Below are 24,227 nucleotides of genomic sequence, written 5' to 3' on the forward strand. Positions count from 1 at the left end.
TTTTAGATGAGAATTTAAAACGCGTTTATAAGAGTTTTAGAACCACCAGATTTCAGCTTGTACGCCAAAGCTAAGCTGGTCATCCTTCTTGCCGTCGAACGAAAATTTGGTGATTTCGTTATCCATAGCCTTCAAATAAGTCGTGTAGAAACGAATTTCCGGACGTGACCCCAACATGCTAGTTGCTACTTTGAAGGTGTGATAAGCCGTCAGTTTGTAACCGCTCTCATCATAGCTTTTACCATCAACACGGTTTGTCTGACTAAAGTAACCCAATTCAACACCTGTCTGGTTAAACTGATCCCAGATGTACCCAGGTCTTACAACAGCGCGTACGCTGTCAAAATCCGTGTGATCTGTCGATAAATCATAGCTATAAATGTCTTCACCATGAGAAGCAACAAACGCGTGAGCGACAATCACATTATTGTCAAATAGGTACTTTTCACCTTGAGAAACAAAACGTACCGCATAACCATCAGTGTGGTGTCCCTGATAATTATTCAGACCATTCGAAAAATCCGGGTTTGCCCAACTCGTAGAAGCAAAGCTACTTGCAATAGAGTTCGTAGAATACTGAAGGGTATATTCGTTGGACCCGTTATTGCTTAGTTTTTGATTAAGGATTGTTGCAATACTCAACCCATCCTTAACTTCTGAGTAGCTACCTGAACGTTCAGCGTCTTTTGCGCTCGAACCTAAATTAGCCATCTGATATTTTGCCGCCAAACCAAGTTGTAAGGAATCACTCAGTTGGTAACCGTTGTAACGCACGTCCAGTACATTACTATTAATTTCAACACCGTTATCCTTACCATTGTTGTCAAGATAGTTAAAATCTTCGCGCATTAAAACTACGTTGAGGCTTCCTTCGGTAAGAGCAATATTTTCGAAGCCAATGCCTGCACCGGAGTTAGTTCGCGAGCTTTTCCAGTCAAGCAGTTGAATTTCTGAGCCAGTAATCGCATGGCGACCAACCCATAGCTCAGATTCAGGCAATGCAGGAATAAAACCTTTAGTGCGGATATAAAGATCAAGGAAATGGGAGAGGTTCTGATCATTACCTTCCTTCTCAAAACCTTTGTTTAAGCAGTATTACCATCCAGTGTTATCACCGCTTCAACTTTTTTGTTCATCTGTTCATAAACACGTTGTTTGAATGTTAAGTCATACCAACCTGTCATTTCGTTACCAAAGCGGCCTAAAGAACCCACCGCATACTCTTTAGGCGCACCTTCGTCGGAGGTGTACCAGCCAGCTCGGAAATAGCCGTTGAAGTTAAAGCCACTTGTAACCGGCACTTGGTCTGTGAAAGTAGGTAGAGAAGAATCAGATTTCACTGTCGGTTCACTTGTTGAAGAAGTTGAGATGACTTCATCTTCTTTCCCTGTGGACTGTTGCGAAGTCTGAAGCTCTTGCAAAGTTTTCTGTGCAACTTCAATTTGAGCCTGCAACGTGTCTATTTGGCTCTGCACTGTTTCTGTAGCCAAACCTACAGAGGCATAACCACAACTCATTAATGCAAGACATACTGGAGTCAGTTTTTGTTTCCAATCTTTATTTAAAGAGGCCTTTTTGCTATTCATCTTAATACCTACAGCTGCTAGATGAGGCTCACCAGAGCAGGAGCTTTTGGTGAGCCAATGGGGGGAATGACTATATTTGTTATTGTTTTGGACCTTGCAGAGCTTGTCCTCGAGAGGAAATCACCGACTTGTACCAGTGGAAACTTTTCTTGCGTTTACGTTCTAGTGAACCATTGCCTTTGTCGTCTCGATCTACATAGATAAAGCCGTAACGTTTGGACATTTGTGCTGTTGAAGCACTAACAAGATCAATCGGTCCCCATGAGGTGTAACCCATGACAGGAACACCATCCTGAATCGCTTCACCAACTTGATAAAGATGATCATTCAAATACTGAATACGGTAGTCATCGATCACTTCACCGTTCTCATCCAACTGATCTTTGGCACCTAAGCCGTTCTCCACGATGAACAGAGGTAGTTGGTAACGGTCATAGAGGAAGTTGAGTAAGTAACGCAGACCTACTGGGTCGATCTGCCAGCCCCACTCCGAAGCCTCTAGGTACGGGTTAGCAATAATATTCAGCATGTTGCCACTTGCTTTCTCGGCTTCACCTGGATCGGTACTCGCGCATCCAGACATGTAGTAACTGAAAGAGATAAAATCGATGGTTTCTTTTAGAGATTCAGTGTCGTCTTCAGTAATGTTAAGTTCGACACCCAACTCTTTAAATTTACGTGTCATGTAACTTGGGTAGTAACCGCGCGCCTGAATGTCACCAAACATCAGCCATTCACGGTTTTGAGTCAGCGTATGCATCACATCTTCGGGCTTACAGGTCAGCGGATACTGAATCGCGCCCAAAATCATGTTACCGATCTTGGCATCTGGAATAATGTCGTGACATGCTTTCACCGCTTTTGCACTACCCACCAACTGGTGATGAATCGCTTGGAATCGAGTTTGTTCACTACAATCACGAGGAAGACCAGAACCCGTAAACGGTTCATGCAGCGTAACGTTGATTTCATTAAAGGTTAGCCACAGTTTGACTTTATCTTTGTAGCGTTTGAACAACACCTTGGCATAGTTTTCAAAGAAGCCAATCACTTCTCTGCTAGCCCAACCTTGATATTTATCCGCTAGGTTCAGTGGCATTTCGTAATGAGAAATGGTGACCACCGGAGTAATGTTGTGCTTAGCCATCTCATCGAATACGCGATCATAGTAAGCCAAGCCCATTTCATTCGGCTCAGAATCGTTACCATTTGGGAAGATTCGGCTCCAAGCAATCGACACGCGCAAACAGGTAAAACCCATTTCAGCAAACAGAGCGATGTCTTCTTCGTAGCGATTATAGAAATCGATCGCTACGTCCTTGATATTAAAATCGCCTTCTTCGCGGTATACGAGCTCACCAAAGGCACCGAATGGCTGAACATCTGATGTTGACAGACCTTTGCCATCTTTCTTATGTGAACCTTCAATTTGGTTTGCGGCAGTTGCACCACCCCATAAGAATGATTCTGGAAAACTAAAACTCATGAATATATCTCCTTTAAAATTTGGCTTGGGTTGTAATTAGGCTCTGGTCGCAACAACCGCTTGTGCGATCTCTTTATTGGCATCGTTGACTTTGCCAAACAGGACAGTCAAAACAGTGGCTAGAACAATTGAGAGCATGGAAGCGAATACCGTTACCCAAAGCGTCAAATCGACACCAGTTGGCGGAATGATTTGTGGGAAAACTAAGATACTTGGTAGCGCGAATGAATAGATGCGTACACTGAAGTAGGCGATGATTGCGGCACCGATGGCTCCCGAAATACAACCAATAACAAACGGGCGCTTTTTCGGCAGGTTAACGCCATAGATAGCAGGTTCAGTGATACCGAACAGGCCAGCAGTGGTTGCAGAACCCGCAATGGCTTTCAGCTTCACATCTTTAGTCATCAAGAAAACACCAAATGCAGCACCAGCTTGTGCAAGTACAGCAGGAACCAGCAATGGCATCATGCTGTCAGAACCCAAAACAGCAAGGTTGTTAAGCAGAACAGGAACAAAGCCCCAATGAAGACCGAAGATAACGAAAACCTGCCAGAACGCGCCCATTACTAAGCCCGCAACAACTGGACTTGCAGCGTAGACAAGCTCATAACCATGCGCTAAAAGTTGGCTCGCATGTGTTGCCGCAGGTCCAATTACTAGGAAAGTCAGAGGAACGGTAACGACAATACATAAAAGAGGCGTGAAGAAGTTCTTTATTGCACCCGGCAGCAATTTATTGAAAACCGTTTCTAACTTGCACGATACCCAAGCGGCAAAAATGATAGGCATAACCGAAGAGGCATAGTTCATAAAGGTGATCGGCATACCTAAAAACGTCAATGCTTCATAGCTAGGAGACTGGGATGCATTAAACGCTGCGATCATACTTGGGTGTACTAGAGCACCGCCAATCGCCATAGTGACAAAAGGACTGCCGCCAAATTTTGCACCAGCGGTATAACCCAGCACGACAGGGAAAAAGAAAAACAAAGCATCACTGCCAGCAAACAAAAGCTGATAAATGCCGCTGTCTGTTGTCGTCCAGCCCGCCGCAATCGCCAAAGCTAATCCCCCTTTGAGGATACCTGACGCAGCCATAATGCCCAGCAACGGGGTAAATATTCCGGAAATCAAATCGATAAAGGTACTCAATAGTCCCTCTTTACCTTTGTTCTCCGTCTTATCTTCTTGTTCATTACCTGTGTCGCCACCCATCTCGGCCTGTATCGCTTTAAAGACCTCATTGACGTGATTACCTATCACAACCTGATACTGTCCACCGCTTTCAACTGCTGTGATAACACCATCAAGTAGTTTTGTTTGTTCCTTGTCCGCTTTCGCGCTGTCATTGAGCTTGAAACGTAACCGAGTCGCACAATGCATTACACTCGCTACATTACTGGTGCCGCCGACAGTTTTAATGATGTCGGTCGCAAGTTGTTGATATGCCATAACTATGCCCTTTTGTTAGATGGGTGATTGCTCACTGACAGGCATAAAAAAACCCGAGGAACCCAAATGCATTACATCTGGGTATCCTCGGGTTTTGCCCTATAGTGGTAACAATCCCGAAAAAACGATAATTAGCCTGAATTTTATGTATAAAAAAACCTGACCACTTACCAAGTAAACTTTGGATAAGCTAAGTCAGGTTTTGCTCGCATTTGCGATAACAATCCGTTTTGGAGTAACAAGGAGCCGATTTAACAACCTTGCCTGCTCTGTTCCGATGGACATTAAATCTACTGTTCATTCAGATCAACTCACTCAACAACCAAATGTGAATCAGATCTGATTCATACCATGAATAAGCACCAAAAGAGCGATAGATATCACAATTGTAACCGGTACCAATAAGGAGTTTGTACCCATTTCAATTCTCTAAGCTTATGATGTACCCATAACAAATGACCATACTTCGAACTATTTTGGTGGCAGTATGTAGCCATTCACGCATTCACCTGTATCAATAGAGACGCAAAGATGATGACCATATGCTTTGCCCAAATGACAGCATTATTAGAACCGATAAAAGGCAGAACCTAAGCTTGGAACAAAACGTAGATCGTCTGACCAACTTAGGTTTTTTTATATACAAAATAGTCCAGTAACCTAAATATTATGCGTGTATCAAAAGTATTAAATAATAATGTTCTTATCTCTACTGACTCTAACCAGAGAGAGGTTGTAGTCATGGGTCGCGGTATTGGATTTCAGATGAAGCCCAATGACGAGATCCCTGAGGACAAAATTGAAAAAATCTTCATCCTAGCCAAAAGTGACGACGATAACATCGACAATCGCTATCGGGAGCTATTAGAAAATATACCTCTTGAACTGCTCGCAGCCACAGAGCAAATTGTAGAACTAGCACAAAATACGCTAACGGGTGAACTGCACCCCAGCATTCGAATTTCTTTAGCCGATCACATTCATTTTGCTATCGAACGATTGCGCGCTGGCAAGGTGGTTAAAAATGGGATGTTGTGGGAAATTAAACAGCTCTACCCAATGGAGTTCAAGGTTGGCTTAGAAGCATTAACACTCCTTAAAGCAGCGTCGGGCGTGAATTTTTCTGAAGATGAAGCGGGTTATATTGCATTGCATCTAGTTAACGCCCAACTCAATGAAGACATGAACAACACTATCAGTGTCACTAACTTGATTCGCGATATTGTGCAAATGATTAAGTACAATTTAGGCTTGGATCTGAATGAAGACAGCGACGAATTTCGACGACTCGTTACCCATCTCAAGTTTTTCGTTCATAGGCTTATTCATCAAACCACCATTTCTGAAGATGACGACTCGCTTTTCAACACGGTGCGTAACAAATACCCCGCCGCTTTCACCTGTGTTGAGAAAATTAGCCGCTATGTGGATAAAAAATTCAGCCATGCCATGACTTCCGAAGAAATGATGTTTCTGACAATCCATGTTGAACGGGTACGCCGTGCAGCATCTTTAAACGAATAACACATATGGCCCCACAAAATAACTATCACAACCGTCTGGCCGAGCAAATTATTGAACGGGTCGGAGGGGCGTCAAATGTTCAGCAAGTTACTCATTGTACGACGCGTTTACGTTTCCAACTTAGGCATATTCCGGCAGATGCAGTAAAGGAGATTAATAAGCTTCCAGAGGTTATCTCTGTGACACATTCTGGAGGAATGTTTCAGGTTATCGTAGGTTCCCACGTCGAAAAACTGTATCAGTCTCTACTGCCTTTGCTCGAAACATCAGAAAGTACTGGCATTCCCAACCATATGACCAACGTTATTAATACCATTACCAATATTTTCTTCCCTATATTATGGTTGCTCAGTATGGCTGGTATTCTCAAGGGGAGCATTTTTCTAATGGTAAACCTTGGTTGGATGAACGTTGATAGCGGTACTTATCGCATTCTATTTTCTTCTTCAGACGCCGTATTTTTCTTTCTGCCTATACTGTTGAGCTATTCCGCCTCAAAGCATTTCGGTACAAACCCACTGTTTGGTATCGCTATCGCCAGTGCGCTGGTGCACCCGGAGATCAACAACCATGTCAGTTGGCTGTTTTCACAGAAGGTCACTGGTATAGACATCACACCTGAATATTTCCTAGGGTTGCCAGTAGAGTTCATCAACTATTCCAATTCGGTTATCCCTATCTTATTTGCCATCTGGTTTAATGTTTGGCTGGAACGTTCAATTGCTAACAGATTTCCAGACTCTTTCTACAAGTGGCTAACGCCTTTATTGTGCTTGATTATCACGATACCACTTACATTCCTCGTAATTGGTCCACTCAGCACAGCGGTTGCGAAAGCTCTTTCTTCAGGCGTGTTTTTCCTCTATCAGTTCAGCCCTGAAGTAGCAGGTTTCATCATAGGCGCTTTATGGCAGGTTCTGGTTGTTTTTGGCATTCATTGGAGTTTTGTACCGATCATTTTGAACAATATAGCGGTTAGTGGCTACGATGTTCTTCCTCCTTTAATGCTTCCAGCCGCGTTCGGGCAAGCTGGCGCGTGCCTTGGCGTTCTGCTAATAAACCGAAGAAAGAAAAAGACGAGTTATGCAGGAACAGCAGCGCTAACCGCTGTGTTTGGTGTGACAGAACCAGCCATTTACGGCATTAACCTCCCTCTCAAATGGCCATTTATTTTTGGCTGTTTATCCGCGGCAATTGGCTCCAGCATCGTGGCTTATTTTCAGGCCAAAGCGTATTCCCTAGGAATGCCCGGATTATTTCTCATCGTTCAGATTGTTCCACCAACGGGTATCGATGACTCAGTTATCGTCAGCATTCTGGCCGCCATCTTTACCTTGGTTTGTGCAGCCGTTCTTACCTATATTTTTACCCCAATGCTTATAGCCAGCGAGGAGCCAGAAACCGCAGAAAATAAAGACAAGCAATCATCTGCATCTGAGCCTAAAAAAAGTCATTCGAGCAACGATAAAATCAGCCAAGAGCACTTACAAATATTCAGCCCTCTAACAGGAAAAGTGCTTCCTCTTAATGAAGTTGAAGACCCAACCTTTGCCAGCGAAATCATGGGACAAGGAATAGCGATCAAACCTGAAGAGGGTGAGCTGCGTGCCCCCTTTAACGGCAAAGTCGTGTCTGTATTTAAAGCCCTTCATTCTATTGGGTTGCAAAGTGATGATGGGATCAAAATGCTAATACACATAGGTCTGGATACTGTTAAGTTAGAAGGGCAAGGATTTGAATTACTGGTCGCTGTTGGTGAAGAAATCAAACAAGGACAACCGCTTATTCTGTTCGATCTACAGCTACTCCACTCTCTGGGCTACGATAGCACCACGCCAATTTTGATCACCAATAGTGATGAATACTTAGATGTCATCGCCACCAGTTCGCCCAATATCAAAAGTGGTGAAACACTGCTCACGATTATCTAAAGATTGTCACAGCAAGAACACTTAAAGCGGCACTAGTAATAAGCCATATTCTTTAGTGGTCTTGCTCCGTCTCGGATTCATGATGAGACTCATCGTTAGCTAAATAATCGACCAAGTCGTTCAAGTCGACTTCACTCATAACCCAACGAGGCATCCTTGGATCCAATTCTTCGCCAGACGGCTCAATCCCGCTAGTTATGGCTTTTTTCAGACTCTCTCGCGTATAAGCCTGATGGTCATCATGATCGTCATGGTGGTCACCAAACAAGCTTTCACTCGTCAGAGACGGAGCAACAACCCAAAATGTTGGGTACATTCTTAGACCACCTTCGCGCTGCAAACCATGACAATCAGCACAGGCGACTATGTGCATCCGCGCGTGCATATTGCCACCAAGATTGGTTAGTAAGCGGCCATCTTTGTTTCTTCCGGTGAAATAGATTTGTTCACCGTTGGTAGGATAAGTAATAGATTTATCACTCTCAGAATACATATGACTAAATGCCATGTCACAACCAGTAATCATCAGCGTAGCGAGTAACAATCCAAAACGAGTTTGTCTTGGTAGCATGAGTACACTCCTTTTAGCTCCCTATTAAGCTAAACAATGTTTAGTTCAACAAAGGCACTACAAAGTAAACTGTTACTAAAATAATAGGTTCTATTTGGGGCATTCAGTGTGTTGTGTGTCAAAAACTCACCTTCTATTGAGCTTTTATTATATGTAGTTAACTCACTGAAAATTGGTAAAAACACCCCTGTTCGATAGAAGAGTTAAAACAGTCGCCGCTTTAACTTTTGAAACACGGAGCGACCCAACGCATTTTTTAACTCATTAATTAGCTTTTGATTTACTTGATTGGTGTAGCATTCAAATGTTCCGTACTCATATCCATTAGCCACATCAAAGCCAGCGGATTGTGCTTGCTTCAAAAATAGCGATTTACCAAACCATTCATGCTTAATCTCTGAATCATCCACGCCAATATAAGGTCCCCAAGTAACCGTTATATATGGGTCATTTTTGAGCAATAAATAAAGAAATGAGTTAAGCACATAGGAAATGGTGATGCTCTTCAGAAAAAAATTTCCTCTGGGGGCGATTTGTTCATGAAGCTCAGCTTCAGACGGAAGAATGACTTTTACTACTTTATGGCACTGCTCCAGAGTCATTTCTGAGCGTTGTAGTGACAGCGTTATTTGCGCATATCGGTCTGATATAGAGGTGGTAGAGATCAAGTCTTTATACGCTTTTGAACAACATATTTTTTGGCAGGCGCTGGCTTGTGCTTCCACCAGCATTGTAGTTACAAATTTATCAGATTCACGAAGAAGCTTCTTGGACAGCATAGGAAACAATCGTTTCAATCGCTCATGGTTAAAACTTTTACCATCAAACAAACCGGAAAGATCAATACTACTTGAAGTCAGTCTCTCCTCTATCAACTTTCGAATATCATTTTCCATACAACAACCAACATAAAAACAGCGAGATAGTGCATTAAGTCACCCTGTTGTTCAGCGGCTTAACGTTTGAGAAAGAGTGACGGTTTCATGCTCCCTGAAAAGTTAAAAACAAGCTGGTCATATACGTTCACCACCAACTTCTTACAGGATGAGTCAGCCATGTAATCACTTCGGTTGTGTAGGCTTTTTGCAACCAATCACCGAAACATAACCGAGTAACGGTACAAAAAGGTTCATCAAGTTCGGCGATATAGCTTAAAGTATCTATCACTTCATTTTTGGAAAGCGCGGTGTCTAAAAACCAACACTCTTCGTTGAGTTGAACCGCCTTAGAGCCATTTAATACTTCTTCTATCACAGCTTTAGCCTGCTCCGTCGACTTTGTTCCATAACCAATTGAATACACAGACATAGTTAAACCTATTAGTGTTATCGCCCCAATCATTGAACAATAAATCACCAGACGTTCAGACAAAACCACTTCGTGCTTATTTAAGCGGCATCTGACAAGGATGTAGGGCTTTAAGAAAAATAGATGGCGAGAAGCGCTAGCGCTGGAAGGAAGGTTATCTCATCGGTCACTTACACCAGTTCGATGCTCCAAGATAAACCAAGATGAAATGGCCCAACATGCGGGCCATTCGGAAGTAAAGGTGCAGATGTGTGAAGTTACAACATGGAGAAGTACTTTCTATCCTCAATCAGGATGTGCTGAGTCACCATTTCATACATGATGAAGTGAAGAAGTTCACTGTCTCTGACTTGGCCATTAAGAAAATGGTTTGATAGTCTTCTTGCTCTGTCTATCAGCTTTTCATGAAGCTCAATGTGATGCTTGCAGTCTGAATATCCGGCCTTTTGGAAAATCGCTTCTTCGTCCTTGAAATGCTGTTCGATATCAGAAATCAGACAATCCACTAATTGGGATATCTCTGATTTTTCTCTATTGTCCAAAATCGCCTGCAATAGAATATTCGAATGTTCAAGTAACGCTCTGTGCTGAGTATCGATCACTGCATTACCTGATTCGTAAGCGGGTCGCCATACTAACTGCACAATATTGGTTTTGGATGTATCGAACTCAGTTGGAGCATTCTCTACTTCAACACGATTTCGACCGGTCGATTTTGCGCGATATAACGCTTGATCAGCGCGATCTAACCATGAACTCCAAGAATCCGAAGGCTGGCAAATCGCCAGCCCAATACTCGCTGTAACACGCAGACCATAGGGAAACTCATGCTTTTCAACAGCCGCTCTAATTCGTTCTGCCAATGGCGCTGCATTAACAAACCCGCTATTAGGTAACAGGACAACAAACTCTTCCCCACCCCAGCGAGCCAGAATATCCGTTGTTCGAATACAAGACTGAACGACAGCGCAAAACTCTTTCAACACCAAGTCTCCCGTGGCATGCCCATACTGGTCATTGACTTGTTTAAAATGGTCTAAATCTACCATAAGAAGCGACGTAGGATGCCCATAGCGTTCTAGCCTTGCTATCTCCTGTGGAGCCTCTTCTTCTAGCCGAACTCGATTCCATACCCCTGTCAGCCGGTCTTTCATTGCCATCTGCAGGATGTGTTCATCTGCACGTTCCTTAATCATCAAAACAAAGCCGTTAGACATAAGGATTAATGACATGAATGCCCCAAAGAATGTAGCAACCTGAATAGGTGTTTGATGCAACATACTAGAGATATCATTTGGCTTGATCATAACGCTGAGAATACGCGCCGATAACACAACAATGATTACAGTAAGGCCAGCCACCACGAGATATTTGCCTCGTCCGCTGACAATCCTTTTACGGTTCATTAAGAAAGACAAAACCCAAGCACACTGACTACTGAAAACTAGGCCACTAACGATGATCCGAGCGCTAATGTCATCCATGAGAAAGGAAAAAATAATCGCTAAAACTAAAGGGGGGCCAACCAACACAACTTTGAAGATTTGGCGATGCAAAAACTCCCCAATCGCGGCAGTAAAAAAAGAATAGCTGGCTGAGAGAGCAGTGTTAGCAACAAGAACAGAGATAAACTCAGGAGCTTGTCCTCGTAAGAAGAACAGAACATAAACCAGAGTGTGAAGTGCTAAACCTATCGTCCACAATAATAGTTCTTTATGTTCTTTTGCCCGTGTGACTGAGCCTACAGATAACGTCAACGTACCCGCAGTTGCAATGATTATTAGAAAAATAGTAGGTATGTGAATAGTCATCCGTTCGCCATGAGTATCATCTATGTTGCATTCCGTTTTGCAATAGGTAGAAATTAATCAAAATGCTATCTACCAAGATTGATTTAACACCAAAAGCAGACCTGAACCCAGTTAGCCTCAAGTACAACATGACGAAATAATTAAAGTAGATATATCTGGCCGCTAGCTTACTAAAATAGTAAATGCCAATAAACCGAATAGTTCTCAAGCATGAGTTTTTAATATCAATACTGAATCAAAAAGTGTTTGAAAAGATAAACAAAGAGCAATTACAAACGTTAAAGCTAAGCCAGTCATATCTCATATAACAGAGTTATCCGGTTGAATAATATGAGGTAGTAAGCAAATACTCATCAAATAAACCTCTATACTCTTCTTATTCAATGCGCTTTCCTATTTTTTAACCATTTTTAGTCACCACTTCCAAGCGTTGGTCATTCTTTTAAGTGATGAAATTGAAGAATTGAAAGAAGGTATATCATGTCAAAAACGGAACAGTCATCAAGAAAGTTGAGCTTCTATGTAATAGCGATAGTACTTCTAGCTTGGATGTATAGTTTGTGGTCCGACAGGGTCACTCCTATGACCAGTATCGCTCGGGTTCATTCCTATTTGGTTCGCATTGCTCCGGAGGTATCCGGAAATGTCATTGAAGTGAAAATTAAAGATAACCAAGTAGTGAGAGCTGGCGATGTACTGTTTAGAATTGACCCAAGAAACTATGAGTTAGCCGTTCGTTCTGCTCAGGCAAATTTGGAGCTAGCTGGTCAGAATATAGGAGCCAGCACTGCTGCGGTTGAAGTTGCACAAGCAAAAGTAACGGATGCGATTGCCGCGCGAAATAATGCCAGAGAACAAACCGCTCGGATTTCTGAACTTGCATCAAAAGGTGTTCTAAGTAAGTCCGAACTTGATAATGCTATCGAAGCACGTTCACGGGCACAGGCAGCGCTCAATGCTGCTGAAGCTTCCTTAGAACAAGCCAAGCAAAGTCTAGGGCCTAAGGGTAATAACAACCCTCAACTCCTAGCGGCTATGGTTGGGCTAGAGAAGGCACAACTCGACTTACAGAAAACAGCGGTTATCGCTCCTTCAGATGGCATCGTCACTAATGTTCAACTCACGGTTGGTCAGCAAGCCAATATTGGCTCACCGATGTTAACGTTTATCGACCCAAGAGAAATCTGGATCTCAGCTCAGGTAAGAGAGAACTCATTGGAGTTCATAAAACCCGGTCAGCAAGTCAAAATAGTGCTTGATTCAATGCCCGGTCGAGTGCTGGACGGCAAGGTTTATAGCTTAGGATGGGGAACTGGCGACAGTAATAATGTTGATAGTACAACGGGTTTTATTAAAGCAGATGCCAAATCACTCAACGCACAGCGTTACCCAGTTAATATTGTGTTTGACGAAATCCCCGAAAACATTCGCTATGGCTCGCAAGCAACCGTAGCCTTCTATACAGAGCAAAGTGGACTCGGTGAGTTTCTTGCAGGTTTGTGGATGAGAATGGTCAGTGTGTGGACTTATGTTTCATAGCAGCGTTAATCCAGTCGTTAAGATAATCTTTACACCGCTTCTGTTACTTTTCTATTTGAAATACACAGGGCACCCGATGCCGGTTCTAGCCCCTGTTTTCGTGGTCATACTTTTAACGACAATACCTTCAAAGCCCCCTATGAGTCTGGTGTTTCAACTCGTTACGGTTTTAATACTTATTAGTGTCATGGTGGTGTTTTTTGCCCAAATGTTTGCCGGGACACCAACTGGGTACGCGCTTTTCCTTTGGGGAATTCTCACTTGGAGCTATCACCGTAGTCACAATAATCCGCAGGATATTGTCTCCAATCTGGCGCTGATTGTGCTCATCATTGCAACCGTAGTAAGCAAGCAGATGCATTTTCCTATCGATGCTGTACCTGCGGTGTTAATCCAAGCATTTGTTGTCGCGCTCATCGTCACATTCCTTGCCCACTTTCTTTTTCCGGGGGACGCACAAGATATCAAGCCTGATGAGCCAGCGAAGGGAACTGAAAGTCCTCTAAGTGTAGCCATGTTTAAAGCTACCGCCATGTGTTTGATTCTTGCCGCTCTTATTGGTATTGGTGGCTCACAAACCATGCTGATCGCAATAACGATAAGCAGCATGCTTAAACTACCGTTAATCAATCATCACAAAGATTTCGTTTATCAGAGACTGATAACGACAGCTACAGGGATCTTATTTACCTTACCAACAATGTTCTTATGCAGCTTTGGTGCGCCGGAGTGGGTCGTATTGGGAGTATCGTTATTTTTGGGTATTCAACTGGCTTGTTACGCATATCGCCGTGATGCGCATTCAACCATTTATCAGCTATTGGTGATGAACTTTATCGTCATCACTTATCAGGTTGTACAAAATGTTGGCATCGATTCCTTTACATCGGGATTTATGCGACTGGTATCCATCAGTATCGCCATTTTCATTGGAGCGCTGATACTGAGACTCATCAATCCAGCTCGACAAATTGTAGAGTTTAAAAATTAAGCAAACCTATAACTAAGCCAATCGCCTTGATAAGTATGACCTAAGAAAACGAGGATTAATCAGAGTAAGGGAACTCGGAATGAACAGAACTAAAGTCGTTAGCTTTGGATTACTCATGACCTTATTGTTTGGTTGTAGTTCTACGCCAGACTTCCCTGAAGGTGCCATCACTGATCCACGAACACAGCAACATATGGAGGAGCGTCGTTGGCGTCCAGAAGATGAGCTTAAACGTGACTATATCAAACTGGCTTCTGAATCTTCTCTCCCCATTCAGGATGCACTGGTCAAAGTGATAGGAACCGATAGCACAAGCGCAGTACAAAGTATTGCTGACAAAATTTATCTTATCGAAAACGCCAAATATACAGTTGACCTTACCTACTACATTTTTTCTCCCGATATTGTCGGAGAAGCCGTTTTAGGCGCCTTGTGTAATGCGGTTAAAAGAGGTGTAGATATACGGATTATGGTTGATAGCTTAGGCTCCTTTAGCTTTGTCCATAGTGATTTAAAAGGTCTAAAAGAATGCGAACACAAAGCGGGCTACGTAAGAAATGCTAAAGGTGAAATGACAAACAACCGAGCTCGAGTACAAGCGGTTGTTTTCAATGCGCTGACAGAGTTTGCTTCAGACGGTAATCGACGTTCACACGACAAGCTTTTAGTTGTTGATGGTGCGTATCCGGAAGATGCGTTTGTTATCACTGGCGGGCGTAATATCTCAACCCACTATTATGGCTTGGATGAAAGCGGAAGTTTTGACCCTACGACATTTAAAGATATTGAAATTGTTATCCGCCCTTTAGCGGACTCATCATCCGCGACTTCACCCTCACAGCTGGCTGAATATTACTTTTCAGTTCTGTTTTCTAAGCCCGGAAACAAATTTCTAACGGCGGTTTTTGACTACGAAACCGTCGCGGAAAGACATCAAAAGATGTTGTCGAAATTAAAGCAAAGCCCCACTTTCCAAACTGCTTATCAGAGAGCGGAAGACCACACTAAAAAAGGCTTTTCTCAGACACGAACTCGTTTGGCTCATGAACTTGATAACCTAGTTAACAGCGATTTGGTGTCTCAATACAGTACAAATAAATTGAGAAACGCAAACTCTATTAGCGGCATTCTAGGGCGTGTCGGCTATGAGAATTACGATCTGAAAAGGGTTCGTATTGTCTCACCCTATTTATTCCTTCAGTCTGATCTTTTAAAAGATCAAGAGGTTATCGATGAGAACGTCAATGTCACGATGGAGTGGTTAAATAAAGATCCCGAAAGAACCATAGAAATTATCACTAACTCGGTTCTTACAAGCGATAATTTCTTTACTCAGGCCGTGATCGATATGCATACCGCCCCTCTTTTGCTGATGGATCCTGAACAACGAGAACAATGGCTGGATAGTGAGTTAACGAACAACGAAGAAAACATGGAATTTGTAAATTCAGAAGCATGGGAAAAATTGGTCAGCCATCCGCGCATTATGTTTTATCAATTGGGCAAGGATGATGCGGTTTCTTTAGGTGGCAATAAACACTACGGAAAACTGCATGCGAAATTTGTGATTGCTGACGATAACGCTTTCGTCGGCACAACAAATTTGGATTTCCGCTCGCTCATTTATAACAACGAAATGGGATTTTTCCTGTTTAAGGGTGACGTAATTGACGATATGAACAGAGAGTTTGAATTGTTGAAATCTCAGTCTACTCGTTGGGGAAGCCAAGAGTGGTTAACTTTGAGACATAAAGTGCGTGAGATGGGTGGTTTAAAGGGAAGCACTACTGGTCGACAACGTTTTATCTACAAAGCTTTAGAAAATACTGGCCTTATCTATCAGTTTTAGTGCAGTTAACAAAAGTTAAAGAGCCATTATCTACGGCTCAATGAACAAGGGATAAAAAACGTGAACAACTCAAATGAGAACCTAGAAAAGATATTAGTGAAGGCATTCAGTACTTCGTTAATACGATTCGCTGCAATTACGCTTATTGTTATTGTTTGCTGGTGGGCGTTTTTACCATTCTTACCTATTTTGCTTTGGGCTTTGGTATTAGCAATTGCACTTTACCCTCTTAAATTAATTATTGAACGTAAACTGGGTTTAAGATCCAATCGAGCAGCGACTATAGTCGCAATAATAGGAGTGCTCGTGCTTGGCACCCCTACTGCTATGGTTGGTAACTCATTTGCAACTAAAACATTAGCGGCGATCGATTCCTATCAAAACGGTACGCTAGTCATCACTAAGCCAACGGACAGCGTGAAAGAATGGCCTTTAGTCGGGGAGAAATTGTACGCAGCATGGGATGAGGCTGCAGATAATTTTCCTGATTTTATAGAGAAGCGTCAGCCTCAAATAAAAAGCCTCTTTGGTTGGGTTGTTGATAGTGCGGCTAGCGCCGCTAAGAACGTATTTCTATTGATAGGTGCAGTGATCATTGCCGGGATAATGTTAGCTTGGGCAGAACCTGCATCGGCATCAATATCCAAAATTTTTATCAGTTTTACTGATCCAGTCAAAGGCCCGAAACTGCATAAACTGACCACAGCAACACTCAGGCAGGTTGCGATTGGAATTATCGGTATCGCATTTTTAACCGCAATGATATTTGGAGCTGTTGTTGCTTTGGCCGGTGTGCCTGCGGCCTCTTTGTTTACTCTCATAGCCTTAGTATTCGCTATCGTTCAGCTTCCGGTTACGGTCGTTGCATTGGTCGCAGTTGCTGTCTTGTGGTCAGGAGATGGTGGCACAGCACACAATGTTCTCTTCACGATATTACTGATAGCTGCAAGCTTAATAGATAACTTCTTAAAACCAATCATTCTTGGCCGAGGATTGGATGTCCCTATGCCAATCATACTCATTGGCGCTGTGGGTGGGGTTATGTCTGGCGGCATACTGGGTATGTTCGTCGGCGCTGCCTTTTTAGCTGCGGGGTATCAAGTATTCATGCAGTGGGTTGAAGAAGAGAACAAGCAATTATCAGAGAGCGCTGATCATTCGAAGCCTAAATAGGGACTTTGATAAATTCCCCTTTTAACTAGACCAATAATGACAAAAAACCTATCAACAAGGGTCAATAGAACAGACGCTTAAGTAGAATAATCTCAGGTAAATATGCGCCCCTGCTACCAATTACTGAGGCAAAAATAGCGCCTATGCTGACATCTTCAGCCGAGCAATAGAGGTAAAAGCGGTCATTCAAAAATGACCGCTAAACTGAAAACTGTAGACACACAGATTCCTATCAGAAGTGTACTTTTAGCTCAAAGTACCAACCGCTGGGAAATCGATTTCCGTACCAAGGACTTCATTGATGTAGTTGGTTAGAGTATTCAAAGCAACATGACCAACAATTTCGACGATTTCAGCATCGCTGTAACCAGCAGCTCGAACAGCCTCAAAGTCACTATCTGTAACCTTGCCTCGATTGATAGTCACTTTTGTCGCAAACTGAACTACGACAGCTGCTTTTTCGTCTTCGGACGTGCCTCTGCGGTTTGCTTCAATTTCATTTGCACTTAGATTCGCGAAGTTAGAACCAAGGTATTGATGTGCGGCGAGACAATAGCCACAGCCATTAACTTCAGCCACAGCTAGCGCAATACGTTCGCGAGTTTGTGCTGTTAGCGCACCTTTAGCAAGCGAACCATTTAATCCTAAATAACCCTCCAGTGTCGCTGGACTAGTCGCTACGATACGGAAAAGGTTTGGAACACTGCCCAACAAGGTGTTTACTGCATCCAATAATGCGTGTGATTCCTCAGGTGCAGCAGTAATTGATGCAGGGGTAGTAATACGTGACATGTTCAGCTCCTATTTGCTTCCAAATTGTCGAAATAATCTTACTACTTGGGTGCAGGGAAATAATTAGACCAAGAATTAATTGTCTATTACATTATCTGCAACAATAGAGAAAAGGTCTGACCAAATGGATAAACTAGAAGCAATGCGAATATTCGTGGAAGTTGCTAAAGAAAGTAGTTTTGTTGCAGCTAGTCGTACTCTTAACATTTCTCCTCCGGCGGTAACTCGTTCTATTAACCACCTTGAAACTACGTTAGGCGTGCGTTTACTAAACCGTACGACTCGAAATGTTCGCCTTACGGATTCTGGCGTGCGTTTCTTTGAAGATGCTAAACGAATCTTAGAAGATGTAGACTCAGCAATATCATCTGTTGCAGGTAAATATCGTGAACCAAGCGGCGTATTATCTATTACTGCGCCAGTGTTATTCGGACAAATACATATCACTCCAATACTGACTGAGTATTTACAGAAGAACGGGCTAGTGACAGTGCGTGCAGAGTTTTTTGATCGCAATAGTAATCTGCTTGAAGAGGGATTAGACGTTGCCATTAGAATCGGAAAACTCAGCGATTCTAGCTCATATGCAACCCAAGTTGGACTCGTGCAAAAAGTTGTCTGCGCTTCACCCTCATACCTTGAAAAACATGGTGAACCCAAACACCCTTCAGATTTAAAAAACCATGAAATAGTTCAAGCATCAATGGTGGAAGCATCTACAACTTGGATTTTTAACTCAGCGGGAAGGGAAGAAAATACAAAGGTAATGCCACGTTTATACTGTTCGCAAAATGGAACTGCCCTAGCAACAGTAGAAAATGGACTAGGAATTACACGTTTAATGTCCTATCAAGTTGGAGAGCAACTGAAGAAAGGTTCGTTAATTCGAGTACTTCAGGAGTATGAGCCATCCCCTCTCCCAGTCAACATTTTGTATTTAGAAAAGCGTCAATCGAACGCAAAAGTGAGTTCATTTGTTGAACTTGCAAAAATACGATTAAGCGAGTCTTTAAATAACGGTTAGCCTAGAAAAAACATACTTGTAGTGGTCAACTAATAATATCACTCCGTTTAAACGTGCGAAGGTCACCACACCCAATGCCTTCTTCCTGATAGCCAAGTAAACTCTCAAGTACGTTGAAATGAGCAACTATTATTACTTTTTTGAAATCTTGATATCTATCGAGCACACTGATCACGCGAGATTTAAGGTTATGTGCTGTTTCATATTCAGCATTATGGTTCTCTCTCCCACTTTTTAACGAAGAACGGTATTCCTGCCAACGCCGATCCCTTTCTTCTAATTCTATGTAACCACCTGACATGTCTGCGACCCACTCCCGTAAGTCGTGTTCGACAAACAACTCCAGTCTATGCTGTCTGTTGATAATTTCTGCTGTTTGAAGTGCTCGAGTGTAGGGAGATGAAATTATGATATCGGCACCTAAAAATATGGGTAATTCAGATTGAGACTTAATGAATGGGATACACTCGCGTGTAATAGGTGCATAGTCTTTTTCTAGTTGTGTCATTTTACGTTCATCAGATAGTCTATAGTCTGGCACTCCATGACGAACAAATACTATTTCCATTTAATTTCAATCCATTACATTGCTTTCATATCAAACAAAAAACTACTGATGTATTTAGGATAAGTCAAATCTACTCAACCAATAAAACTGAAAATTATACTTGCGTCAGATCAGGCTAACGTATGATCAAATTGAACAGATATGTAACCGTGAAACTAGACAGGAATTGTTACAAGCTGACCGCTTTTGGGAGTTTTCTGTCACGGCCTCTATGCTGGTAGCCATGAACAAAATTACGATGATTTCAGTAGCACGATTTGCTAATGAGTAATTACGTTAACACCGAATGGGGCAGTGAAAGAGTTTTTTGGGGATTTCACTGAAAGTGATATTTTCGGTTTGGGGCTAAATTGGGCTATTTCTTCCATTTCATGTTGTCTAGCCTCAAACAAAAAGCGCCCCAATCGGAGCGCTTCAGAATCAATATTCGATTATTCCCAATCAAGGATAACTTTGCCGGAAGCCCCGCTACGCATAGCGTCGAAGCCTTTTTGGAAATCATCAACCTTGTAGTGATGAGTGATGATTGGCGACAAATCTAAACCAGATTGGATCAGGCTTGCCATCTTGTACCAAGTTTCGAACATTTCACGGCCGTAGATACCTTTGATAACCAGACCTTTGAAAATTACTTTGGTCCAGTCAATTGCCATATCTGATGGTGGAATACCTAACAGGGCAATGCGACCACCGTGGTTCATCGTGTCTAACATTGAGCTGAATGCACTTGGTACACCAGACATTTCAAGACCTACGTCGAAACCTTCAGTCATGCCCAGTTCAGCCATTACATCTTCTAGCTTTTGCTCAGCAACGTTGACTGCGCGAGTCACACCCATCTTACGTGCGAGATCTAAGCGGTATTCGTTTACGTCAGTAATGACTACGTGGCGTGCGCCTACGTGTTTTGCTACCGCCGCCGCCATAATACCGATTGGGCCAGCACCTGTGATCAGAACATCTTCACCGACTAGGTCGAAAGACAATGCTGTGTGTACTGCATTACCAAACGGGTCGAAGATTGATGCTAAGTCATCAGAAATACCATCAGGGATCTTAAATGCGTTAAACGCAGGGAGCGCAAGGTATTCAGAGAAAGAACCCGTACGGTTTACACCCACACCAATGGTGTTACGACATAAGTGAGTACGGCCGCCACGACAGTTACGACAGTGACCACAAGTAATGTGGCCTTCGCCTGAGACACGGTCTCCAATTTCAAAGCCACGAACTTCCTGACCAATGGCAACGACTTCACCCACGTATTCGTGGCCGACAACCATTGGTACTGGAATGGTTTTTTGTGACCATTCATCCCAATTGTAGATATGGACATCCGTACCACAAATTGCAGTTTTCTTAATTTTGATCAGAATGTCGTTGTGGCCAACCTCAGGTTTTTCCACCTCAGTCATCCAAATGCCTTCTTCAGGCTTAAGCTTAGCTAGTGCTTTAATTTTCATAATGCTCACCAAATGAATCCTCCGGATTGGAGGAAACAATAATCCTTAGATGATATTCATCTCTTTACCGACTTCGATAAACGCGTCGATAGCTTTGTCTAATTGCTCACGAGTATGCGCTGCTGACATCTGTGTACGAATACGCGCTTGGCCTTTTGGTACAACAGGGAATGAGAAGCCAACAACGTAAATGCCTTTTGCCAGAGAACGCTCAGCAAACTCAGCCGCAACTTTCGCATCACCCAACATAATTGGGATGATTGCGTGGTCTGCGCCAGCCATAGTAAAGCCAGCTTCCGTCATACGTGCGCGGAAGTGCGCTGCGTTGTCCCATAGGCGGTCACGCAATTCACCGCTTTCTGCAAGTAGATCAAGAACACGTAGAGACGCAGAAACGATTGCAGGAGCAACAGAGTTCGAGAATAGGTACGGACGAGAACGCTGACGTAACCAGTCAATCACTTCTTTCTTACCAGAGGTGTAACCACCTGAAGCGCCGCCCATTGCTTTGCCCAGCGTACCTGTGATGATGTCGATACGGTCGATAACGTTGTGGTATTCATGTGTACCACGGCCGTTTTTACCCATAAAGCCGACTGCGTGAGAGTCATCAACCATTACAAGTGCATTGTATTTATCTGCAAGGTCACAAATCGCTGGCAAGTTAGCGACTACGCCATCCATTGAGAACACGCCGTCAGTAACGATAAGCTTATGACGAGCGCCCGCTTTATCTGCTTCTATAAGCTGCTCTTCAAGCTCTTGCATGTTGTTGTTCGAGTAACGGAATCGCATTGCTTTACATAGACGAACACCGTCAATGATAGAAGCGTGGTTAAGTGCGTCAGAAATGATCGCATCTTCTTTATCAAGCAGAGTTTCAAACAGACCTGCGTTTGCGTCGAAACATGAGGTGTAAAGAATCGTGTCTTCTTTGCCTAGGAATGTAGATAGTTTCTCTTCCAAAGCTTTGTGTGAATCTTGAGTACCACAGATAAAGCGTACTGAAGCCATACCGAAACCATGAGAATCCATACCCTCTTTCGCCGCTTCAATTAGCGCAGGGTGGTTAGCAAGACCAAGGTAGTTGTTCGCGCAGAAGTTTAAAACATCTTCGCCAGTAGAAATGTGTACAAAAGCGCTTTGCTGAGAGGTAATAATACGTTCTGATTTATAGAGACCTTCAGCTTTTACTTCATCAAGCTGGTCACGAATTTGCTGGTAAAAAGCAGTCGACATTGCATTTTCCTTCTTCGTTTTTCGGAGCATAAATAAGGGGTTATTTACACTGTAAAAATCACTGCCAGTAGCGACAAAAAATGTGCACGTTTTCCCAAACGTTACTCGCTACAATTTATCTCCTAAGTGTAATCCACTCGTTGAAAAGCGATTATCCTACTTTGCGGAAAAGCATTCATGAAAATGAGGCACAAATAGAAACTATTAAACCCACGTTGCCTGATTGCCATAAAAAAAGCGCCCCGAAGGGCGCTTCAACTGACGTTGTTTTATTTTTTTAGAAGAAGCCTAATGGATTGATGTCGTAACTCACCAATAGGTTCTTGGTGTTTTGATAATGGTTAAGCATCATTTTATGTGTCTCACGACCAATGCCTGATTTCTTGTAACCACCGAACGCTGCGTGCGCAGGATAAGCGTGGTAACAGTTAATCCATACGCGACCCGCTTCAATGTTACGTCCCATACGGTACGCAAGGTTAGCATCACGAGTCCACACACCTGCGCCTAGGCCGTATTCGGTGTCGTTTGCGATAGTTAACGCTTCAGCTTCATCTTTGAAGGTTGTGATTGCGATAACTGGCCCGAAGATTTCTTCCTGGAAGACACGCATTTTGTTATTGCCCGCCAGCATGGTTGGCTGAATGTAGTAACCGTTACTGATGTCGCCATTCTGGCTTGCCACATCGCCACCGAAAACCACTTGCGCCCCTTCCTGACGACCGATCTCCAAATAGCTCAAGATCTTGTCGAACTGCTCTTGCGAAGCTTGCGCGCCCACTTGCGTGTCTGTATCTAACGGGTTGCCTTGTTTAATGGTTTTTGCACGCTCACTCAGTTTCGCCACAAAGCGATCATAGATAGATTCATGGACTAGAACACGAGAAGGACAAGTACACACTTCGCCTTGGTTGAAAAAGCCCAATAGCGTCCCTTCAACGCATTTTTCTAAATACGCATCTTCATGATCGAAAATATCAGCAAAGTAGATGTTTGGTGACTTACCGCCAAGCTCAACGGTAGAAGGAATCAAGTTATCTGCGGCACATTTCAGAATATGGTTACCCACTTCGGTTGAACCTGTAAATGCCAGTTTCGCGATACGGTTGCTGGTCGCTAATGCTTGACCCGCTTCATTACCAAAGCCGTTCACCACGTTGACAACGCCCGCTGGAATCAAGTCACCAATGGTTTCCATTAACACGAGAATCGACGTTGGGGTCTGCTCTGCCGGTTTTAGAACCACACAACACCCAGCCGCCATTGCTGGCGCAATTTTCCAAGCAGCCATCAGCATTGGGAAGTTCCAAGGAATAATCTGCCCTACTACACCAATTGGCTCAGGAAAATGGTACGCCGCTGTATTAGCATCAAGTTCAGCAGCACTGCCCTCTTGAGCACGAATACAGCCTGCAAAGTAACGGAAATGATCAACCATCAAAGGAATATCTGCCGCCAAGGTTTCACGAATCGGTTTTCCGTTTTCCCAAGACTCAACGTAAGCCAGTTTTTCGATGTTCTCTTCGATACGATCTGCAATTTTCAGCAAGATGTTGGAACGCTCGGTCACACTGGTTTTTGCCCACGTTGCGCGGACGTTGTGTGCAGCATCCAGTGCGAGGTTGATATCCTCTACGCTAGAACGCGGGACTTGGCAGAACTCTTTACCGTTAACCGGTGATGTGTTTGCAAAATATGCTTCTCGAACCGGTTTTACCCATTCGCCGCCAATAAAGTTATCGTATTGATTTTTAAAATTAAAAATCGCATTTTCAGTTCCTGGTTGCGCATAAATCATAGTTCAGTCCTTGTTACTTTACTTTCACGTTATTGTTAGGGTTTGCAGTGTTGCTATGCACACTTGCTGATAGTGTTAACGCAAATCACAAGCCAAACTTGTCCGGCTTGTTGTTAATA

Annotated in this window: 19 protein-coding genes and 1 pseudogene; 7 read left to right on the plus strand and 13 right to left on the minus strand. The window is 43.2% G+C overall.

The features are described from left to right. Positions 1–36 precede the first annotated feature (36 nt). The 4 genes and pseudogenes from L3V23_RS07080 to L3V23_RS07090 all read right to left on the minus strand — a co-directional run. Positions 37–1,056 (minus strand): annotated as a pseudogene (locus L3V23_RS07080) (carbohydrate porin); the annotation flags it as partial. 29 nt (positions 1,057–1,085) lie between these two features. Then, positions 1,086–1,586, minus strand: coding sequence for a carbohydrate porin (locus L3V23_RS21320; RefSeq protein WP_102965679.1), 501 nt, complete (start codon positions 1,584–1,586; stop codon positions 1,086–1,088). Positions 1,587–1,665: 79 nt separating this feature from the next. Continuing rightward, complete coding sequence (gene ascB / locus L3V23_RS07085) at positions 1,666–3,072, minus strand: 6-phospho-beta-glucosidase (protein ID WP_102953433.1); 1,407 nt, start codon at positions 3,070–3,072, stop codon at positions 1,666–1,668. A 36-nt stretch (positions 3,073–3,108) separates the two neighbouring features. Then, positions 3,109–4,527, minus strand: a complete 1,419-nt coding sequence (locus L3V23_RS07090; RefSeq protein WP_237292132.1) for a PTS transporter subunit EIIC — start codon at positions 4,525–4,527, stop codon at positions 3,109–3,111. Between the two features lie 669 nt (positions 4,528–5,196). Here L3V23_RS07090 and L3V23_RS07095 point away from each other — a divergent pair. Together L3V23_RS07095 and L3V23_RS07100 are read left to right on the plus strand one after the other, a co-directional pair. After that, positions 5,197–6,051 (plus strand): PRD domain-containing protein, encoded by an 855-nt coding sequence (locus L3V23_RS07095; RefSeq protein WP_102953431.1) that lies wholly within the window; start codon positions 5,197–5,199, stop codon positions 6,049–6,051. A gap of 5 nt (positions 6,052–6,056) precedes the next feature. Further along, positions 6,057–7,982 carry a beta-glucoside-specific PTS transporter subunit IIABC gene (locus L3V23_RS07100; RefSeq protein WP_237292133.1) on the plus strand — a complete coding sequence of 642 codons (1,926 nt, stop codon included), beginning with the start codon at positions 6,057–6,059 and terminating at the stop codon, positions 7,980–7,982. Positions 7,983–8,034: 52 nt separating this feature from the next. Here the strand turns inward: L3V23_RS07100 and L3V23_RS07105 are convergent, their stop codons facing one another. The 4 genes from L3V23_RS07105 to L3V23_RS07120 form a co-directional block, all read right to left on the minus strand. Then, on the minus strand, positions 8,035–8,553 hold the full coding sequence (locus L3V23_RS07105; RefSeq protein ID WP_052404531.1) for a c-type cytochrome: 519 nt from the start codon (positions 8,551–8,553) through the stop codon (positions 8,035–8,037). 203 nt (positions 8,554–8,756) lie between these two features. Then, positions 8,757–9,449 (minus strand): hypothetical protein, encoded by a 693-nt coding sequence (locus tag L3V23_RS07110; protein WP_237292134.1) that lies wholly within the window; start codon positions 9,447–9,449, stop codon positions 8,757–8,759. 127 nt (positions 9,450–9,576) lie between these two features. Continuing rightward, positions 9,577–9,861: a hypothetical protein gene (locus tag L3V23_RS07115; protein ID WP_102965673.1), complete on the minus strand. Its 285-nt coding sequence runs from the start codon at positions 9,859–9,861 to the stop codon at positions 9,577–9,579. A 257-nt stretch (positions 9,862–10,118) separates the two neighbouring features. Continuing rightward, the gene (locus L3V23_RS07120; RefSeq protein WP_237292135.1) at positions 10,119–11,672 is read right to left on the minus strand and encodes a diguanylate cyclase; all 1,554 of its coding nucleotides are present in this window, start codon (positions 11,670–11,672) and stop codon (positions 10,119–10,121) included. A gap of 480 nt (positions 11,673–12,152) precedes the next feature. Here L3V23_RS07120 and L3V23_RS07125 point away from each other — a divergent pair, with 480 nt between their 5' ends. The 4 genes from L3V23_RS07125 to L3V23_RS07140 all read left to right on the plus strand — a co-directional run bounded on the left by L3V23_RS07125 (position 12,153) and on the right by L3V23_RS07140 (position 17,224). Further along, the gene (locus L3V23_RS07125) at positions 12,153–13,211 is read left to right on the plus strand and encodes an HlyD family secretion protein (protein WP_102965671.1); all 1,059 of its coding nucleotides are present in this window, start codon (positions 12,153–12,155) and stop codon (positions 13,209–13,211) included. Further along, on the plus strand, positions 13,201–14,202 hold the full coding sequence (locus L3V23_RS07130; protein ID WP_102965670.1) for a DUF2955 domain-containing protein: 1,002 nt from the start codon (positions 13,201–13,203) through the stop codon (positions 14,200–14,202). The genes L3V23_RS07125 and L3V23_RS07130 overlap by 11 nt, the downstream gene beginning before the upstream one ends. 79 nt (positions 14,203–14,281) lie before the next feature. After that, positions 14,282–16,051, plus strand: coding sequence for a phospholipase D-like domain-containing protein (locus tag L3V23_RS07135; protein ID WP_102953424.1), 1,770 nt, complete (start codon positions 14,282–14,284; stop codon positions 16,049–16,051). Between the two features lie 60 nt (positions 16,052–16,111). Next, positions 16,112–17,224: an AI-2E family transporter gene (locus L3V23_RS07140; protein ID WP_102965669.1), complete on the plus strand. Its 1,113-nt coding sequence runs from the start codon at positions 16,112–16,114 to the stop codon at positions 17,222–17,224. Between the two features lie 246 nt (positions 17,225–17,470). Here L3V23_RS07140 and L3V23_RS07145 read toward each other — a convergent pair whose 3' ends face one another. Then, positions 17,471–18,016: a peroxidase-related enzyme gene (locus L3V23_RS07145; protein WP_042479742.1), complete on the minus strand. Its 546-nt coding sequence runs from the start codon at positions 18,014–18,016 to the stop codon at positions 17,471–17,473. A gap of 124 nt (positions 18,017–18,140) precedes the next feature. Here L3V23_RS07145 and L3V23_RS07150 point away from each other — a divergent pair, with 124 nt between their 5' ends. After that, positions 18,141–19,040: a LysR family transcriptional regulator gene (locus L3V23_RS07150; RefSeq protein ID WP_102965668.1), complete on the plus strand. Its 900-nt coding sequence runs from the start codon at positions 18,141–18,143 to the stop codon at positions 19,038–19,040. A gap of 25 nt (positions 19,041–19,065) precedes the next feature. Here L3V23_RS07150 and L3V23_RS07155 read toward each other — a convergent pair whose 3' ends face one another. From L3V23_RS07155 to L3V23_RS07170, 4 genes are all read right to left on the minus strand, one after another. Next, entirely contained in the window at positions 19,066–19,608 is a 543-nt protein-coding gene (locus L3V23_RS07155; protein WP_042479738.1) for a histidine phosphatase family protein, read from the minus strand. A gap of 431 nt (positions 19,609–20,039) precedes the next feature. Next, positions 20,040–21,071 carry an L-threonine 3-dehydrogenase gene (gene tdh, locus L3V23_RS07160; protein ID WP_102953367.1) on the minus strand — a complete coding sequence of 344 codons (1,032 nt, stop codon included), beginning with the start codon at positions 21,069–21,071 and terminating at the stop codon, positions 20,040–20,042. 45 nt (positions 21,072–21,116) lie between these two features. Beyond that, complete coding sequence (locus L3V23_RS07165) at positions 21,117–22,310, minus strand: glycine C-acetyltransferase (RefSeq protein ID WP_102965667.1); 1,194 nt, start codon at positions 22,308–22,310, stop codon at positions 21,117–21,119. Positions 22,311–22,587: 277 nt separating this feature from the next. After that, entirely contained in the window at positions 22,588–24,108 is a 1,521-nt protein-coding gene (locus L3V23_RS07170) for an aldehyde dehydrogenase family protein (protein WP_102965666.1), read from the minus strand. Positions 24,109–24,227: the final 119 nt, after the last annotated feature.

Origin of the sequence: Vibrio sp. A1-b2, from assembly GCF_021726015.1 — a bacterium.
Lineage (GTDB): Bacteria > Pseudomonadota > Gammaproteobacteria > Enterobacterales > Vibrionaceae > Vibrio > Vibrio diazotrophicus.